Genomic DNA, 16,662 nt, shown 5'->3' with positions numbered 1-16,662 from the left:
GGTAGTGATCCCAGGCCCGCAGTGGACGGACCACATCGCACGGAGGTACGCGTGCCTGATAACACCCAGCAAGCGATCCCAGCTGTCCCGAGCCCGGCGTCCGGAGACGGACCACACGAGCACCACATCAACCTGCTCGGGCGCTACTACCGCCAGGTGGAAGCAGGCCGCAAGACGGTCGAGGTGGTGGTGGCCGCTCCGCAGAAGCGCGCCGTCGCGGTCGGTGACACGGTCGTCTTCCGGGATCGGGAAACCGGGCGGGAACTCGATGTCGTCGTGCAGCGGATCACCCCCTACCGCTCCTTCGAGGACCTGCTCAGCTCGGAGGATCCTGCGCGCATCGCCCCGGACGGGCCGCCCGGAGAGCTGCTCGGCGCCCTCCGCAGCATGTACCCGCCGGACAGGGAAGCCCTCGGCGTTCTCGCCCTCGCGTTCGACCACCGACCTGCCCGGCCCGGCCGCCCCATGCCGATGACGCCTCTGGCGTACGTACAGACCGTCCCCCATCACACGGTGTACGGCTGCCTGTACATCCGCGACGAGCACGACCGGCCGGTTCAGCTCCGCTCGGTCTACGGCTCGCGGCTCTGGCAGTTCCCGGGCGGCAACCTCGACGCTCCCGGCGAGGACCCTCTGCAGACCGCCCTGCGCGAGACGGTCGAGGAGACGGGCCTCGAACCCGGTCCGGGCACGCCGCGGCTCCTCCTGACGCACTTCCTGCACGCCGGGCCGCGCCTGCCGCTGAACAAGGTGGGGTTCGTCTTCGACGGAGGGCAGCTGACCGCCGAGCAGCTCGGCCGGATCCGGCTCGATCCCGCCGAGCACGACATGTGGGCTGTCCACGACCTCTCGACGTGGCAGGAGTTGATGGCGCCGCGTGCCTTCGACCGCCTCGACGCCGTCGAGCGAGCCCGGCATGGCGAGGGCCCCTCCTATCTGATCACGCACACCTGATGTTCCACACCGCTCGCCCAGGAGGCACCGTGCTCGCCGAGGAGACCAACATCCGGGCCTGGCAGATCTACGGCCAGCGCCAATTGGCCCGTGGCTACACTCCGCCCGTCCTCGACCGGCTCGGTTGGACGCCCTGGGACGGGGTCGGTCCGGGTGTAGAAGCCCTTGGCGACGTCACCGGCCGCCGCGTCCTGGACATCGGGTCCGGAGCCGGCCACCACGCCGTCCATCTCGCGAAGGCTCACGGGGCCCGCGTAACTGGAATCGAGCTGTCCCCGACCCAGCACAAGCGTGCCGTATCAGTCCACGCGAACGTGGATGGCGTGGAGTTCGTCCAGGCAGACGTGACCGAGTACCTGGTCGGCGCCAAGCCGTTCGACGCCGCGTACGCAATCGGGACGCTCGCCTTCATCGACCCGCACCGCTCGCTGCCGGCGTTGCGCGACGGCATGTGTGCCGGAGCCCCGCTGATCCTCTCGCTCCTGCACACCGACCTGCACGGCCGCGGGCCGTCCACGGAGGTGGCGCCGCGCGAGCAGATGATCCTGCTGCGCGACGACCCGCCTCTGCCTACGCAGATGTGGGTTCTGACACCGCGGCTGTGGGAGGACCTGCTCACCGAGTACGGCTTTCGTATCGAGACCATCGACCTGCTACCGCACCCCGACGAGAGCGCCATGGTCGTCCAGCAGCTCATCCGCGCCCGCCGCCTGCCCGACCGACCGCCGCGCGTCACCAGCCGGCCCCGGAGCACCCGAGCCCCAGCCGCGCGCGGCCGTCGGGGTCGGAGCGATCCTGCTGAGCGAGCAGGGCATCCTGCTGGGCCGACACCGCCTCGGCACCCTCGAACTGCCTGGCGGCAGCGTGGAGGCCGGCGAATCCTTCGAGGAAGCAGTGGTCCGCGAACTCGCCGAGGAGACCGGTCTGGTCGCTCGCGCCGAGGACGTGGGGCTCCTGGGTACGCTCGTCGATCACGTCGCCGGTGTCCTGCGGGTGACCGTCGGCGCGGTCGTCCACACCTGGCAGGGGCAGCCGACCACGCAGCCGGACGAGAGCATCGGCGGCTGGGAGTGGTACCCGCTCAACCGACTCCCCGAGGACCTGTTCGTATGTAGCGCCCAGATTCTCACCGCCTGGCAGCCCGACCTGCCCATCGTCCACCAGTCGGCGTACTTCACTGCCTTCGCCGCAGCCAGGTAGACGGCGCACTATTGGCACAGCAGCTCTTGGGCCTGCCCGACCGCCGCATGGACGGATCCCTATCCGACGAGGAGGGAAGGCGGCTCTTTCCGATCGTGGAATAGCTGCATAGGCGACTTCGTCGCTCCCACACCTCGGCTGCCCGCCGAAGTCGCCCGCACGCCCCGGCATGGGCCGAGCAGGAGCCTAGGTGATCGAGGTCGGGTCGAGTACGTCGGCGACGGCGTCCAGCGCGGCCCGCCACGGGTACGTGGCGGGGTCACCTTGGCCCGGCTCGTTCGGGACGAAGCCGCCTGCGCCGTACAGCACCCGAACCCCAGCTCCCTGGAGGGCGTCGATCGACCGCTCGAACTGCGGATGGGCGACGTACGCCCGGTTCACACAGGGCATCAGCGCCATGGGGATGCCCTTGCCGATGCCTTCGGCGACCACTCCGACGAGCCACTTATCGGTGATCCCGAGCGCCCACTGGTTGATCGTGTTGAAGGTCGCCGGTGCGACGACGATCGCGTCCGGCTTCGGCCACACGTCCGGCTGGCCGGGCATCCGGTAGTCCCAGCGGACTGGGTGGCCAGTGAGGGCGGCGAGGCCGTCGAGGGAGTCGGCGAGCCAGCGCGCCGCCGTGGGAGTGAGACCGAGGCAAACGTCCCAGCCGTCGGCCTGCGCTTCCTCGATGACGCGGGCGACGTCCACGACGGGCGGCGCCGCGCTGCTGAACAGGTACAGGGTCGCAGTGGTCATGAGGGCCATCCGATCACAGCCGGGCCGCCGGCAACGTAGCGGGCTCTGCGGAGAAACGGGCCTCTGGCACCTTTGAGCGTCGCGTAGCGTTCCAGGAGCAGATCAGCGACGGGAGACCGGTATGCCGACGCGGGGCAACGATCACACTGGTACGCGGATCAAGGAGCAGCGGAGGCTGGCGGGGCTGACGCAGCGGGTGATGTCCGACCGGATCCCCTACTCGTACAGCTGGCTGACCCAGGTGGAGTGCGGGGCTCGGCCGGCGTCCGTGGACTTCGTGGCGGCGGTCGCGCGGGCGCTGCGGATCGACGTCACCGTGCTGACTGGCCAGCCGTACATGACGCAGATGCAGGAGGACCGGCTGGCGGGACTGATCCGGCCGATCCGTGAGTCCTTGGACCTGTACGACCTCGGCGACGACCCCCACGTCACCACGCGCACGGTCGCCGAACTGGTCGCCGCCTCCGAGGAACTGTGCGCCCATGTGCGCGCAACCCACCTGCACGCGGCGGCGGCAGCCCTTCCGGACGTCATCACGGAGCTGACCGTCCTGTGCTGGCGCTCGCCGACTAGGGAGTTGTGGCGAGCTCTGGCGTCCGCCTACCGCACCGCGCACGACATCACGGTGAAGCTGGGGTACTACGACCTCGCCAGCGTCGCCCTCGACCGGCTCGGCTGGGCTGCGGAGCGGGCCGCGGACCCGTGTCTGGCCGCCATGCGGCAGTATTTTCGGGGATTGGTCTACTTCCGCGAAGGCGAGTACAGCATCGGCCTGCGCCTGGTCCGCTCCGGCCACAGCCTGCTCGACCAGGGCGAATCAGACCGCGCCGCCCTCACCGTCGCCGGTCAACTCCACCTCGGTGGATCGGTGCTGGCCGCGCGGGCGGAGAAGGCGAGCCTGGCCGCCGACCACATCGCACAGGCCCGCGAGTACGCCGAACGGGTCGGCGACGCCAGCCGGCTGCACTGGCTCAACTTCAACGCGGCGAACGTGGCCTTGCACGAGATGAGCGTCGCGATGGAGATGCGCCAGTACGACGAGGCCCTGCGACAGGCCAAAGCTCTCCGGCTGCCGGCCTCGATGGCGACCTCCCGCCGCGCGCACTACTTCATCGACCGGGCCCGCGTAGAGATGGAGCTGGGCCGGGGCGAACCGTCGCTGAAGTCGCTCTGGGCAGCGCGGCGGGCGGCACCGGAGCAGACCCGCTACCACCCCGGCGCCCGGGAAACGATCCGCGGGCTCGTTCACCTCTCCCGTCAGGCTCCGGAGCCGCTGCGGAATATGGCTGCCTGGATCGGCATGTAGGAATGCTGGACTCTTTCTGAAGTGAAAGAGTTTCCGGGGCTCTCAATGGCCACGATGACAGCGTGAGCGATGACACGGACCTGTCGAAAAAACTGTTCGACGGGCTGGCTCCCGAAGCAGCGGAGCAGGCCCGCGCAGCGATGGCGCACCGCGAGGGACCCGCCGACGTGGAGACCTGCGACTATTGCCGGTCCATAAGCGAGTCGATGTTCCGAGCCCTGGTGGACGAGGAGGGTTTCGAGGAGCAGGTGGAAGTGGCCTCCTTCCACATCCACAGTGCGCACGCCGGCCCGCCCACCGAGGGGGCGACCTGAGGCGTCCTCCTGCACTACTCGCAGACCTCCGGGGCCTGGCAGAGTCTGTACCGCAGCAGAGGACGGGCGCGACGCACCGGACCGCCGTCCCGCAGGGTCTCGGAACCGACCATTCCGGTCACTTCCTGTCCGACCCACGCCAACGTGCCCGGAACAGCGCTCCCTCTTTCGTCCCTCCGTGAAGACGTCACCGAGGGCGACCGATGAACGCGTCGTCTCGTCACCCCATGATCCCCCTCTCCGGCGCTACCTGCGGTGTGGCCGAACCCCCGCGGCACTTCCGAGGAGCGCCGGAGAGGGCCCGGACCACTAGCCCCGAGAGGACGCATGATGTGCTCGTACCCGATGCGGCGGGCAGCGCCATGAAGGCCGTCGAACCGCTCACACCAGCGCCCCGGCCGCACATGCCGCCGACGGTCCTTGATGCCGCACCCGGTTGGCACGCCTCCGTGCGATGCGGTCCGGCGGGCTTCACGGCGTCATCACCATCGCCCCCCTGCCCTACCGAACTAATCATCTTCGGCGGGGCCTGTGAGAACACCTTGCACACGGATCGCTCCCGTGGCACAACTCGTGCCCTCGTGCGAGAGGAGGCCGAGCTGTGACCGCTGCCGCAGCAACAGACGCCGAATGGCCCCAGCTCCACTCCGCCTCGGTGACTCACGGCCGCGGACCGTCGATCGCGCCGCGCACCGAACCGATCTCGGTCTGCGTTCGGGCCGCCGATCCGCTCTCCCGGGCGGGTGTCGTGGCCCAGCTGCGGCCTCGACCCGAAGTACAGCTTCTCGGCGACCAGGACAGCGACGCCCGCGTCCTCGTCCTGGTCGCCGATTCCGTGGACGACGACGTACAGGTCCAGCTGCGTCACATCCAGCGCACCAGCCGGACACGCACCGTCCTCATCGCCACCGAGATCGATGCACAACACCTGATGAGCGCCGCCGAGTGCGGCATCGCCGGCATCATCCGGCGCGCCGACGCCACCCCCGGGCAACTCGTCAACGTCATCAACTCCGTTGCGCTCGGAGACGGGCACCTGCCGGGGGACCTGCTGGCACAACTCCTCTCGGAGGTCGGTCGCGTACAGCGCGAGGTGCTGGGCCCGCGCGGGCTGAACACCATCCAGATCTCTCCGCGCGAGCAAGAGGTGCTCCGACTGCTGGCCGAGGGACGCGACACCGCCGAGATCGCGAAGGCGCTGTCTTTCTCCGGCCGCACCGTCAAGAGCGTTCTGCAAAAGTTCATGGACCGCTATCAGCTGCCCAACCGAACAGCGGCCGTGGCGTACGCGATGCGGCAAGGGCTCATCTGATGGGCTCGGCAGGGGGTCAGAGCACCGGTACGGGCACCCACATCGAGACAGACGGCGTTGTGATCAACACCGAGGAACCTTCCATCGCCCGGCGTATCCGTCGCTCGGAGAGGCCAGGTGTTGCAGCCGAGCCCGGCGGGCTCCGGGGCCCGCACGAGGCAGCCCGGTCTCAGGCACGTCACGCCCGTGCCGAGAAGGCCGCGGTGAGCACCGATCGGCTTGCTGTCACTGCAGCACGTGGCGAGGAACTGCGAGGTTCCCCGCGCTCGCCCCTGGAACGTGCCGCCGTACTGCTCAGCGCGCTCGGGACGATTGGGAATACGGAGGTGCGCGTTTCCGGTACGCCCGCCGCCGTCCACGCTGAGGTTCGTCTCCGAACGGAACTCACCAAAGGTGAGCACGAGAAGCTTCTCGAAGTCCTGGGCGTGGCCGACCAGTTCGGCCACTCCATCACTCAACGCGGCGGCGAGAGGGTCTGGGCCTCGTACGAGTCGGATAGCCACGGCGACCTCGAGCCTCATGAGGGTGGCACTCCCCCGCCGGGAGCCTCTTTCCGTCTCAGCCCTGCCAGCGAGACTGCGGCCTTCTACACCGCCCCATCCAGGAGCAACGATGCTGAATACCACCCGCCTGTCTGACGGGCTGCCCACCCTTGAGGAGGCGGCGAAGTATCGCGTGGTGCTGGAACTGCCGCCAAATCAGCGGGATGCGGCAGCACGTGTCCTTGTCGCGCGCCAGCGCCGGGAACAGGCTCCAGGGCGCCGCACGTGGGAGGCGAAGGACGCTCTCCTTCCGCCGCCCGACGGTCTCATCGCGGTACTCGACAGCAAGGGCGACCTGTGGCGGTCCGTCCCCGGCACCGACGAATGGCGGCACGTTCCTCGTCCTGGTCCAGCGTCGAACCAGGGCACCACCGGCCCCTTGCCCTGGCGGGAGTTCCTGCAGACGCACGCCCCGGCATCGGAACCGCCGGACGAGTGGGCGCAACAGCGCACTGACGTCATGGACTCGCTCCGTGCCGCGCGCGAGGAGCTGAATCGTCTCCTGGCCGACGCCGCCGACGGTCCCCGCGCCGGAACCGGTGCTCCAAGCGTGGCGGAGACAGACGAAGACGACGACGACCTGCTCGATCGCGCCAAGAGATGGGCCGCTCATCTCACCGGTGCCGCAGACCGGCTGCACGCGGCGGTGAACGCCGCCGAACTCCTCCACGACGAGGTGATCACCGAACTGGCACGAGCGTTCTCGGATGCCCGTCTGTCCGAGAGCCGTGTAACGCGTGGCCCCAACGGAGGGGTCAGCATCCGCCTCTCACCTTCGGACGCTGACCTGCTGGCCGGGATGATGGCCGTCAGCGCCACCCTGCTGCCCATGAATCTCCAGCACGTCGGACTGAAACCGCACGGCTGGTTCAGCGGCCCCCGGAGTACGACCATGCATCTCTCCGACGACGGGGGCCGCCTGCTGACCAAGCTGCTGCGAGGACATCGGTCATGAACGGCGGCACCGTAGCGCCGCGATGGCACCGGCCCCGGCGATGTTCGGGGGGCTCTACACACCGGGACCTCGTGCCGATGGCTGGCTCCTTCCACGTGGTCGGCTCCCCTCTATTCGCGGACCTGACATGAGCGGGAACCGACGACTGCGCTACTCACCCGAGCACGTGTTCGCGGACCTACGCGAGCGAATCACCGACGGCCGGTGGCCGCCGGGCCGCGTGCTTACCTACGCGGATATCCAGCAGTTGTACGGAGTCAGCCGCGAAACCGTGGCTACGGCCCTCGCTCGGCTGCGCGAGGCAGGGCTGGTGGAAACCCGTCGCATGGGTACGCGGCCTAAGGTCGTGGGAGAAAGCTGGCGCCTCGCGACTGGGACGTCGATTCAAGACGACATCACACGTCACGTCCGGAAACTGGTGACAGAGGGCGTCTACGGCCCCGGTGATCGCATCCCGTCCCTGATGGCACTCGCCGCCGAGCACTCGGTATCCGTGGCAACGGTACGAAGGGCGATCCGCCCCCTGCTGCACGAAGGGGTTTTGGTTACTGTCCGACCGCGCGGCACATTCGTGGCGGATAAGCGGACGGACGGGCCCAGCGACGCTCGCTAAGAAGGAGGGGTTGCTGCATCGCTCTCTGTGGGTCCCCCTCTCGCGCGCGATCCGCCGCGCTGTGCGAGGCCGCCCAGCAGGGGCGGGAGCCGACTACCTGCTCCGAGTCCGGGGCGGGCGCACCACGCCTGCGGGTCCACGTATCACTCCGAGCACACAGAGTAGCAAAATGCGTATTCCATCACAGTTGAGTCATTGAGTGGGCTATGTGCTGCAAACTGACTATATGGACATAGCCGCATCGAGTGCACTTTCGATACCGGAGCTCGCTGCCCATCTGATGCGAACAGCACCCTCACAGGAACTGCGACCGCCGGTCACGCTCGGCCTTCACCTCGCGTCGGCCTCGACACCGTCGGCTACAGATGGGCTTCGGCAGGCAATAGGCGCGGTGAGTCAGCGCCTCGGCTCGCCGACGTCGTATGGCGGCAGCGCCACCGGACCGACCGTTCGCTGGCGAACGTCATCGCACACGGTAATCCTGGATTCACCTGGTGCTACCCAAGGCGGCCTGCAGCTGTCAGTGCGCCGGACAACGACTCTGGAGAGGTCGGAGGCCGATCTCTTCCGGCACGCCGAGGCGACTACCGGGGATCTGCCCTTCTTGTGGCAGTGGCAACCGAGTCCGGCGGCACCCCCGCCCCCGCCCGCGCCGGTCGCTCCAGACTGGGCCAGCCTTCGAGCTTCCCTCGAAGCGCTGCTCCGGGCCTGGTGCGACCAGCTCGAAGCGCAGCTCGGCCAGGACGACGCCGGCTTCGACATCGTGGTCAGCGCAGACGGCAAGCCGCGGCGGCTGGTGGTCCTGGTCAGCCCGGCGGACAGCGTGACGGTGCTCGTGGACGACAGGGACGGTGCGCAAAGCGACGGCCACCGCGCCGAGATGACCGGCCGGGGGTGGCAGGACTTCATACCTCTGCACTGCTGGTGGGGCTCCTACTTCGAGCGCACGCCGACGGGGGCTGCCGCAGCGGCACATCTGATCGTGACCGAGGTGCGAGCCCGTGGAGCCCAGAGCCCTCACGACCTCCACCTGGCGGACGTCGGCGCGGGCGAGGGCGAGGGACTCCTGACCCTCCCAGGACTGGGCATCCAGCACTCCCGCCCGCCAACACCGAGGGCCCCGCGGGACGAGCAGATGAGGAATCCGGCGATCTAACTGGGCGTCACCGCAGCCCGAAAGACTACCGATTACGTCGGCTCGCCCGCCGAACGATCCCCAGCCGCCCTTAAAGTTGGGACTCCTCACGCATGAACGCCCTCCCACGGGTGCGAGATTGTGCCCCGAATCTGGTCCGCTCCAATTGAATGCGTGCCCAAAGTTCGCAACGCACCAACTGCAGACCACAGATGCCCCGACACCGAAGCATTGGACTCCGCTGCCAATCTCAGCCGGTCAGGCCGCAGGCCCCGAAGCACATTCCGGGCATTGATAAAGATCAATCCGGTTCGCGCCCGAGCCACAGAAACCCACTAGCCCTGACGGAACAGCTCGGATTGCTTCCGTCAAGGTGATTCGCCTCACGCAATTTCGATGAAACGTCCCCGCTTCGCCCGTACGGTCAAATCCGGCGAAGCGGAATTCGGCACGCCCCAGTTTCAGATCTGCCAGACGACCGGCATATGGTCAGCATTCCGGGTTTCACACTTCCTCCATGCCCCTTTTGGCACGTGGAGAGAAGCTATCTATCACCCGGCGCCGATCGGACGGAAGCTGAGGTGAGAACGATGCTGCGAGCCTTGCGCGAAGGAAGCGAAATGCGCAAACTGCTCAGGGACTGCGCAAGGAAGATCGCTGACCTGCCAGCCCCAGACCCGTTCTCCATTCCCGCCCTAGTGGCAGCGATGGAGGCGGCCAGCGGGCGCGGCATCCGGCTTGTAGCAGTCGATGCCCCCGAAGTCGATCTACGAACGGCCTGCGGGCTACGGATACGGGGTGCGGACAGCACTGTGGTTCTCTATCGTCCGCGATCCACTCCGCACCAGACCGAGCACGTGGTCCTGCACGAGCTCGCCCACGAGTGGCTGGACCACGGCACCGGCATCCCTCTCGACGAGGCGATGCGATCTATGCCGCCTTCCCTGCAGAGTGATGTGGCCGAGGTATTTAGCCCGGGAGTGGTCGTCCAGGCTCGCGCCGGTTACGGAAGTGTGGACGAGCGCGAGGCGGAACTCTCGGCCTACCTCATCAAGAGAAGAATCCACCGGGCCACTGTGACGGGTCATGACCTGGTCAGCAGGCTGGAGTCGACCTTGTCGCACCCTCTCGCGCCACCGCGCCGCCCTCGGCCCGGAGAGGTCGCGTAGATGACGACCATGCTCTGGGCCGTCGCCCTCGGAATGACCATCACGGCTGTCTGGCGTTTTCCTGCTCTGAGGTCCGGAAACACGATGCAGCGGGCCCTATGGGCGTGCTCGGTAGCCTTCGCCGCCACAGTCTGGTGCAGAGTCCCGCAGGTAAAGCACGCGTTGGATACCTCACCCGTGACAGACCTGTCAGCACTGCTGAAATACTTGACGTCCCTGATCGCCATCCTCGCTGCACTGCGCTACATCACTGCCGCGTACGGAGAGCCGTCCGGAGACTCCGATCGGCATGTAGCCGTGAGCCGGCGCATCAGCCATGTGGCGCATACCTGCGCGCTGGCGGCCATGGTCGCCCTGGTCGTGCTCTTCTTCACCGTGGTGGACCGAAGTCATCCGAGCATAGATTTCGCCGACGCACAGGCCGGCAGCTTGGGCGGATCAGTCTTCTTGACCATCCAGTACACCTACCTCGGCGTGGCTGCGGGCACCTGCTGTTATCAGTGGGCTCGGGCAAGTCGCCGCGCGGAGAAGCGGGTGCTGAAAGTCGGGCTGGCCCTCATGGCGACGGCCATGGCGATCTACACGGTTTATCCGGTCCTCCGCACCGTGACAACGTGGTTCCCTCCTGACATCAGCGCGGTCACGATGCGCACGGTGGCCGACTCGGTGAGCATGACGGTCGCCTTCCTCTGGGCGGCTGGAGCCGCTGTGCCGTCGACCATCGCGATTTCGACCCGCTGGACGACGTGGCGGACGCTGCGCACGCTCTACCCGCTGTGGTCAGACCTCATGAGCGCCTTCCCCCACCATGCCCTGCAGCAGCCCGGCTCCAAGGTCATCGAGTCGCTGCGTTGCGCACCATCCCTGGACGTCCGCCTGGATCGGCGGACACAGGAAATCGCCGACGGGGTCGAGCAGCTGCGTCACCACGCCTCCCCGGACCTGCTCTCCGTCGCGGAGGATCTGGCGGAGTCCCATGACGACCCCGGGGCCGCGGCCGAGGCGTACTGGATCAGGGCGGCCCAGGAGAGCGAACGGTCGGGCCGACGGTCTGCCACCCCCTCCAGGAAGCTCCGCCAAAAGCCCCTGACCAGCTACGTCTCCGAAGCGAACTGGTTGGCGCGCGTGGTGTCGGTGCCCGTCTCCGCGGAGGTGGTGCGGATGCTCCACGAGCGGGCGGGCGAGCCCCCCATCAACGAGGAGCCTGCCCTTCGGGTGGCGGCCGGCCCCGGTAACTTCCAGGGTTAGGCGGGGCCCCGACCACGCCAGGGCGCGGAGGGATCGCTCTGCTCGCGGTTGAGCAGATCGGACAGCACCGCAATCATGGCGGGCGAAACACCTCCCTCGCCGCCGCGCGCGGCAAGGGCGATGTTGTACCGGCTCGCGAGATACCGCAGGTCGTCCAACACCCTGCTCTCGGCGCGGTCGTCAAGGTGGAGCTCGGACACGCCGAAATAGCTGGCCAGGCCAGTGATCGCTATGGCTCGGGCTGCCTGAGCGCCCGCGAATACGCGGTCTGCCGGCATGCCGCGGAGCAGGGCTTCGACCTGGTCTCCTCGAATGATCTCGGCGCCCGCCTCCTGGTTGACGCCAGCCGCGATCACGTCGGGCGAGGATTCACTCTCCGGGCGTTCGGCGACCTGGGCACGGAGGTTAAGCGTGAGCGCCGGCAGATCTGTTGGCGAGGGTGCGGGCACGGCCTCGCCGAATGCCAGGCGCTGGGCCGCCAGCAGCTCATCGATGCGAGCGCCGTACAGCTTCGCCAAGGGCTCGACCCACTCACGGTCCAGTCGGCGCTCGCCACGCTCCGCGCGGCTCAGCTGGTACCGGCTCATCGCGACCGCCTCTGCGGCGGCGTACTGGGTATACCCAGCGTCACACCGAAGGTCGGCAAGATCGCGCGGACCCTCACGAGGGAACAGAACGTCGATGTCGACATTGAGCCTCGCCGCGATCACCGGGAGTTTCTCGCCGGGCGGGAACGTCTTCTCCGTCTCCCAGCCCACGACGATCGCCTGGGACTTCGACCCCACCGCAGCCGCCAGCTCACGCCGATGCACGTCTGCGGCACGGCGCGCCCTCATCAACTGAGGGCCATTGAACCGGCGTGGCGGCAAAACTGACTCCCGAACGTGCTGGTCCGTGGCGGTGAAGGCCACACGACAAGGTCTTGCAACAAGAACCCGCATCACGTAGTTTTCGGTGCGAGATCCCAGAGGTCAACCCCTCTTCGACTCACTCTATTCCCCTTCCCTTCCAGGCAGGCACCCCGGGTGACGCCGCGAACAGGCAGGACCCGCCCCTATGCCCGCACACCGAAGGCCATGGTTAACGACGCGGCAGGGACCGCGCCGCAGGGCCGCGAACGGACATCTCGACTCGTGACTCTCTGCAACTAGTACAGGGTTTTAGAGCCAAGTCTGGATCTTGGCGAGGCTTCCTGCCATGTTCGTCGTCCCCGGGCAAGCCGCCCGGGGACGACGACCACGAGAGGTACGGCAGGCCAAGCCGCAAACAGCGGCGGCGCCCGGGAGCGGGAACTCCCGGACGCCGAACGCGCAACGGCAACCTCCGCCCCTGCAAGGGCGCAGGTTGCCCACCATCACCACGCTGATCCCTTCCACGGGGCGCGTCAGCGTGGCAACACCAGAGGGGATTGTTACATGCACCCTGCCCTGCGCAAAAGGCCGATTCGCCCGGCCTGCGCGGCAGCCACCCCCGCCTCGGCGCCTTCCTGCGCCGGGCCCGCAGACACCCGCCCCGCCCCGACGAAGCGCCGCTCGCGCCCCAGGATCGGGGGCCGCCGATGAGCCGGGATGCCCGTGAATGGGTGTGGGACCACAGCTCCAGCCGAGGCGCGGCCCGCCTGATCATGCTGTCGCTGGCCGACCGCGTGGTCGATGAGCAGTGCGTCTGCTGGGCCTCCCTGAGCAGCCTGGTGAAGCGCACCGGGGCCTCCAAGAGCACCGTGCAACAGGCCCTCGACCGACTGCTCACCGCGGGAGAACTCGACGAGCTCGTCGACCTGACCGGCCCACAGCGCAGCACGGTCTACCGCCTGCCCCTCGCCGCCCAGGCAGCGGCGCAGGCCGCGACCGAGCAGGAGACGGACTCCGACGAGCCGGTGCCAGCGCCCGAGACGGACCTGCCGCTGCGGATCTCCGCCCTCCAGCGGTACGGAATCCGCCCCCGTGAGGTACCGGAATCCCCGACGAAGGTCCGGACACCGGCAGGTCCGGGAACCGGTACCCCGCGCCGGAAACCGGTACATCGCCGTAGCGGTGACCGGTACAGGGCTGTACCGGTCACCGGTACACAGAACCGTAGTGAACCGAAGGTGAACGGTAAGTACAGCAGTGATGCTGCCGTCACCACGGTCGACGACTGGCTGGTGGATCCGGTCACCCACACCTGGGCCACCCAGCAAGGACACCGCGATCGACTGGGCGAAGAGGGCCTCGCCGCCGCCGACGCGAAGTGGCGGGCGCACCGAGCGGAGTGGGAGCCGCGCCCCGCCGCCTTCTGGGCTGCCGACTGGCGCTCCTGGATCGCCCGGGAGCACGCCCCACACCGGCCCAGCGGCTCCCACTCCGGCCCTGCGGTCAAGGGTGGGATGACCCGCGCCGACGCCCACACCGCCGCCCTCCTCGCCGCCATCGACGCGCCGACCGGATCGGAGTAGCCACCCATGGACCGCCGCGAAATCGCCGCCCTGCTGGCCTACATCGGCCGACTCGACCCCCGCACCATCCGCACCGACGAGGGCGAAGCCCGCTACCAAGTCGACCAGTGGCACGCGCTCCTGGGTGACGTCCCGATGGCGACGCCGTACGGCTGGGACGCCCGCGTCGCCGCCCACCGGCACATCCGGACCTCCCAGTACCCGATCCTGCCCGCCGACATCGGGCGCCCGTGGGACGGCTACAAGCGCGACCGCCTGAGCCGTCACACCGACCCGACCCCCTGTGTCGACCCGGACGACCAGGCCGCCTGGACCGCCGAGCTGATCGGCACCCGCCGCGCCGTGGCTGCGGGCCACGCGCTGCCCGCGCAGGACCGGGCCATCACCAGCGGTCGCGCCGGACCCGACCCGCAGCTCCAGAAGCGCCTTCGCGAGGTCGGGTCCTGCATACCGCCCGCCGCCCGAGCCGCTCTCGCCCCCCTTCGGCCGGCGCGGGCAGCCCGCGAAGCCTCCGTCGCCCTGGGCCACCCCGACCCCCTCGGCGTGCCGTGCGACTGGTGCCAGGCGCAGGTCGATGAACCGTGCCGCCGCAGGCGTGTCGGCCCCGACGGCTCCACGCGCGGAGGGGCCTTGATGTCCGCCCCGCACCCCAGCCGCCTCGACCTCGCCGCCCGGCAGGCTCCTCAACACGCACCAGCCTGACCGGCCACCGGAGCCGACGCCCACCGATCGCGTGCGGCGCTCCCCACCACTTCCGCCCGGCTGTCGCCCTCGCCCCGCCACAGCCGGAACCCGACGCCTCGTGCGCCTGCCCACGCCCGGGTATGGCAAGGCAGCAGCACCACGGAGATCACCATGCGCACCAATCACCAGGTCCCGGCCACCGGACTGCGCGGCATCGCCGACACCTTCTGGCAGCCCGACGGCGCCTGCTACGGCATGGACCCCGAGGATTCCGAAGAGGTTTTCTTCCCCACCCGCCGGGACCACGAGGCCATCGCCGAGGCCAAGGAACTCTGCGGCATGTGCCCGGTCGTCCGCGAGTGCCTCAACTTCGCTCTGGAGAACGGCCTCGCGGAGGGCATATGGGGCGGTCTCACCGAGGACGAGCGAGCGCCCTGGCACAAAGGGCTCCCCGAGCGACTCGACTACAGCCGGGTAGTCGCGTTCTTCAACGGCCGCGACGTACATCTGACCGAGGCCGAGCGCGACATCGTCGTCGACCACGCCTACGCCCGCGGGTGGCGCCCCATCCGTCTCGGAGCGGCTCTGAGCATCGGCACCAAGCACGCACGCGACCTGCTGCGCAAGGCCGAGATCAAGGTCGCCGACCGCGATCTGACCCTGGGTGTGCCTCCCAACCCCTACAAGAAGAAGGCAAAGAGGAAGAGGAAGCGGCGGGCCAAGACGGCCGTACCTGCAACCCCGAACTCCAGTCAGCCGGTGACGCACTCGGTTATGTCGACCTCGTCGCATGCCCCTCTCGGAAAGGCCGCATGACTCACCACTCTACCCTGGCGCTCGGCGTCGCCCCCGAACAGACCGTCCTGCTCGCCATCGGCATTCCCGTCGCCGCCTTGTTCTTCGTCCTGGTCGGCTGGGTGCTCGGACGTCGGCAGAGCCGGCCGACGAAACGTCGGGGCAGCCTGGCCGTGACGGTTTCCTCGCTCGCCGCGGCTGGGTGCACCGCCTACAGCGGCGAGACGTCTTGGGCTTTCGCCACCGACTACCTCGGCATGGACGGAATTGCCCGAGCAGCGCTCTTCGGAGTCGCCGAACTCGGTTTGCTCGCGCTCGCCCTGATTGCCCGCCAGCAGCTGCTCAACGAAGGGACCCCAGGGCTTCCGGGGACGTTGGTCTGGGTCATCACCGGAGTGATGGTGGTCCCCGCCTACGCCGAGAGCGGCATGGTCGGAGGCTCGGTACGAGCCGTTTTCGGCCCCATCATGGCCGCCATCCTCTGGCACTTCGTCATGGGCATAGAGCTGCGGTCGCGCCAGCCCGGCTCTGCCTCGCAGAGCCTGCTCGCCACTCTGGGGCGGGAAGTACGCGAGCGGCTGCTGTCCCGCCTGGGCATCTCCGCCCGGGACCGCAACGCCGCACAGATCACCCGCGACCGCGCCACCTCCCGTGCCGTCGAGCTCGCCGCCCGCCTGGCCGAGCATTCGCCGCAGCAACGGCAGGGGTGGCGCGGACGCCGGCTCGCACGGCAGTTGTCCAAGGCTCTCGGCCGCGCCGGGGTCGGGTCGGACTCCGGCCAACGGGAAGAACTCCTCGCCCGGCTTGCCGCCCGGCGGCACGCCCTCACGCTGGTCACGACCCCTCTGCCGTCCCCATGGTCCCCGGTCCGGGACAGCACGGTCGCACTCGGTCCCGTCTCAGAAGATGCGCTGGCCACCTCGGTCCCCGGCAGCCGGGACCAGGCACCCGCTCAGCCTGCCGGGGACCGGGGACCGGAAGAGGCGAGTCCCGATAACAGCGGAGGGGACCGTGACGCAGGGACCCAGGATTCTTCGCCCGGGATCGAGAGGGACAACGAGGAGAGCGGGGCCGCCGGTTCGAAGCCCGGCAGCGGCAGGGGACCGGGAAGCGCCGAGTCGGGGACCGAACCCACCGGGGACCGAGGACCGACCACCACCGACACGGGGACCGAACCCACCGGGGACCGAGGACCGACCACCACCGACACGGGGACCGAACCCACCGGGGACCGAGGACCGACCACCACCGACACGGGGA

Annotated in this window: 17 protein-coding genes and 1 pseudogene; 16 read left to right on the top strand and 2 right to left on the bottom strand. The window is 68.8% G+C overall.

Annotation, left to right across the window (positions count from 1 at the left end; all coding sequences use genetic code 11):
- Positions 1-51 precede the first annotated feature (51 nt).
- The 3 genes and pseudogenes from AB0F29_RS06750 (at position 52) to AB0F29_RS06740 (ending at position 2,154) form a co-directional block, all read left to right on the top strand.
- Positions 52-954, top strand: coding sequence for an NUDIX domain-containing protein (locus AB0F29_RS06750; protein WP_361868140.1), 903 nt, complete (start codon positions 52-54; stop codon positions 952-954).
- Positions 954-1,535 (top strand): annotated as a pseudogene (locus tag AB0F29_RS06745) (class I SAM-dependent methyltransferase); the annotation flags it as partial. The gene AB0F29_RS06750 and the pseudogene AB0F29_RS06745, both read left to right, overlap by 1 nt.
- A gap of 211 nt (positions 1,536-1,746) precedes the next feature.
- On the top strand, positions 1,747-2,154 hold the full coding sequence (locus AB0F29_RS06740) for an NUDIX hydrolase (protein ID WP_361868715.1): 408 nt from the start codon (positions 1,747-1,749) through the stop codon (positions 2,152-2,154).
- 186 nt (positions 2,155-2,340) lie between these two features.
- On the opposite strand, the gene AB0F29_RS06735 is transcribed toward AB0F29_RS06740, so the two are convergent.
- Positions 2,341-2,895: a flavoprotein gene (locus tag AB0F29_RS06735; RefSeq protein ID WP_361868138.1), complete on the bottom strand. Its 555-nt coding sequence runs from the start codon at positions 2,893-2,895 to the stop codon at positions 2,341-2,343.
- Positions 2,896-3,016: 121 nt separating this feature from the next.
- On the opposite strand from AB0F29_RS06735, the gene AB0F29_RS06730 reads away from it, so the two are divergent.
- The 9 genes from AB0F29_RS06730 (at position 3,017) to AB0F29_RS06690 (ending at position 11,489) form a co-directional block, all read left to right on the top strand.
- Positions 3,017-4,201 carry a helix-turn-helix transcriptional regulator gene (locus AB0F29_RS06730; protein ID WP_361868136.1) on the top strand — a complete coding sequence of 395 codons (1,185 nt, stop codon included), beginning with the start codon at positions 3,017-3,019 and terminating at the stop codon, positions 4,199-4,201.
- A 62-nt stretch (positions 4,202-4,263) separates the two neighbouring features.
- Positions 4,264-4,515 (top strand): hypothetical protein, encoded by a 252-nt coding sequence (locus tag AB0F29_RS06725; RefSeq protein ID WP_361868134.1) that lies wholly within the window; start codon positions 4,264-4,266, stop codon positions 4,513-4,515.
- 601 nt (positions 4,516-5,116) lie between these two features.
- Positions 5,117-5,827: a response regulator transcription factor gene (locus AB0F29_RS06720; protein ID WP_361868132.1), complete on the top strand. Its 711-nt coding sequence runs from the start codon at positions 5,117-5,119 to the stop codon at positions 5,825-5,827.
- Positions 5,828-6,030: 203 nt separating this feature from the next.
- A complete protein-coding gene (locus AB0F29_RS06715; protein WP_361868130.1) occupies positions 6,031-6,465 on the top strand; it encodes a hypothetical protein in 435 nt (144 codons plus the stop codon).
- The gene (locus AB0F29_RS06710) at positions 6,440-7,324 is read left to right on the top strand and encodes a hypothetical protein (protein WP_361868127.1); all 885 of its coding nucleotides are present in this window, start codon (positions 6,440-6,442) and stop codon (positions 7,322-7,324) included. Before AB0F29_RS06715 ends, AB0F29_RS06710 begins: the two co-directional genes overlap by 26 nt.
- A gap of 22 nt (positions 7,325-7,346) precedes the next feature.
- Positions 7,347-7,937 carry a GntR family transcriptional regulator gene (locus tag AB0F29_RS06705; protein ID WP_361868124.1) on the top strand — a complete coding sequence of 197 codons (591 nt, stop codon included), beginning with the start codon at positions 7,347-7,349 and terminating at the stop codon, positions 7,935-7,937.
- A 604-nt stretch (positions 7,938-8,541) separates the two neighbouring features.
- A complete protein-coding gene (locus AB0F29_RS06700; protein ID WP_361868121.1) occupies positions 8,542-9,093 on the top strand; it encodes a hypothetical protein in 552 nt (183 codons plus the stop codon).
- A 791-nt stretch (positions 9,094-9,884) separates the two neighbouring features.
- On the top strand, positions 9,885-10,241 hold the full coding sequence (locus AB0F29_RS06695; RefSeq protein ID WP_361868118.1) for a hypothetical protein: 357 nt from the start codon (positions 9,885-9,887) through the stop codon (positions 10,239-10,241).
- Entirely contained in the window at positions 10,242-11,489 is a 1,248-nt protein-coding gene (locus tag AB0F29_RS06690) for an MAB_1171c family putative transporter (protein WP_361868115.1), read from the top strand. It begins immediately after the preceding gene.
- Here the strand turns inward: AB0F29_RS06690 and AB0F29_RS06685 are convergent.
- Positions 11,486-12,400 (bottom strand): helix-turn-helix transcriptional regulator, encoded by a 915-nt coding sequence (locus tag AB0F29_RS06685; RefSeq protein ID WP_361868113.1) that lies wholly within the window; start codon positions 12,398-12,400, stop codon positions 11,486-11,488. The two genes, AB0F29_RS06690 and AB0F29_RS06685, sit on opposite strands and share 4 nt — an antisense overlap.
- Positions 12,401-13,047: 647 nt before the next feature.
- Here AB0F29_RS06685 and AB0F29_RS06680 point away from each other — a divergent pair.
- From AB0F29_RS06680 to AB0F29_RS06665, 4 genes are all read left to right on the top strand, one after another.
- Positions 13,048-13,923 carry a helix-turn-helix domain-containing protein gene (locus AB0F29_RS06680; protein ID WP_361868110.1) on the top strand — a complete coding sequence of 292 codons (876 nt, stop codon included), beginning with the start codon at positions 13,048-13,050 and terminating at the stop codon, positions 13,921-13,923.
- 6 nt (positions 13,924-13,929) lie between these two features.
- Positions 13,930-14,625 carry a hypothetical protein gene (locus tag AB0F29_RS06675; RefSeq protein WP_361868108.1) on the top strand — a complete coding sequence of 232 codons (696 nt, stop codon included), beginning with the start codon at positions 13,930-13,932 and terminating at the stop codon, positions 14,623-14,625.
- 153 nt (positions 14,626-14,778) lie between these two features.
- A complete protein-coding gene (locus AB0F29_RS06670) occupies positions 14,779-15,423 on the top strand; it encodes a WhiB family transcriptional regulator (protein ID WP_361868105.1) in 645 nt (214 codons plus the stop codon).
- A partial coding sequence (locus AB0F29_RS06665) for a hypothetical protein (protein ID WP_361868102.1) occupies positions 15,420-16,662 on the top strand: 1,243 nt, incomplete at its 3' end. The genes AB0F29_RS06670 and AB0F29_RS06665, both read left to right, overlap by 4 nt.

The sequence above is a fragment of the Streptomyces sp. NPDC026589 genome, from assembly GCF_040638385.1.
Classification (GTDB): domain Bacteria; phylum Actinomycetota; class Actinomycetes; order Streptomycetales; family Streptomycetaceae; genus Streptomyces.
This window is presented reverse-complemented; position numbering and strand designations above follow the sequence as displayed.

Coding starts and splice junctions, on each gene's coding strand:
- AB0F29_RS06680 (WP_361868110.1), top strand. CDS start 13,048: ATGAGCCGGGATGCCCGTGAATGGGTGTGGGACCACAGCTCCAGCCGA.
- AB0F29_RS06705 (WP_361868124.1), top strand. CDS start 7,347: ATGGCACCGGCCCCGGCGATGTTCGGGGGGCTCTACACACCGGGACCT.
- AB0F29_RS06675 (WP_361868108.1), top strand. CDS start 13,930: ATGGACCGCCGCGAAATCGCCGCCCTGCTGGCCTACATCGGCCGACTC.
- AB0F29_RS06730 (WP_361868136.1), top strand. CDS start 3,017: ATGCCGACGCGGGGCAACGATCACACTGGTACGCGGATCAAGGAGCAG.
- AB0F29_RS06690 (WP_361868115.1), top strand. CDS start 10,242: ATGACGACCATGCTCTGGGCCGTCGCCCTCGGAATGACCATCACGGCT.
- AB0F29_RS06670 (WP_361868105.1), top strand. CDS start 14,779: ATGCGCACCAATCACCAGGTCCCGGCCACCGGACTGCGCGGCATCGCC.
- AB0F29_RS06710 (WP_361868127.1), top strand. CDS start 6,440: ATGCTGAATACCACCCGCCTGTCTGACGGGCTGCCCACCCTTGAGGAG.
- AB0F29_RS06735 (WP_361868138.1), bottom strand. CDS start 2,895: ATGACCACTGCGACCCTGTACCTGTTCAGCAGCGCGGCGCCGCCCGTC.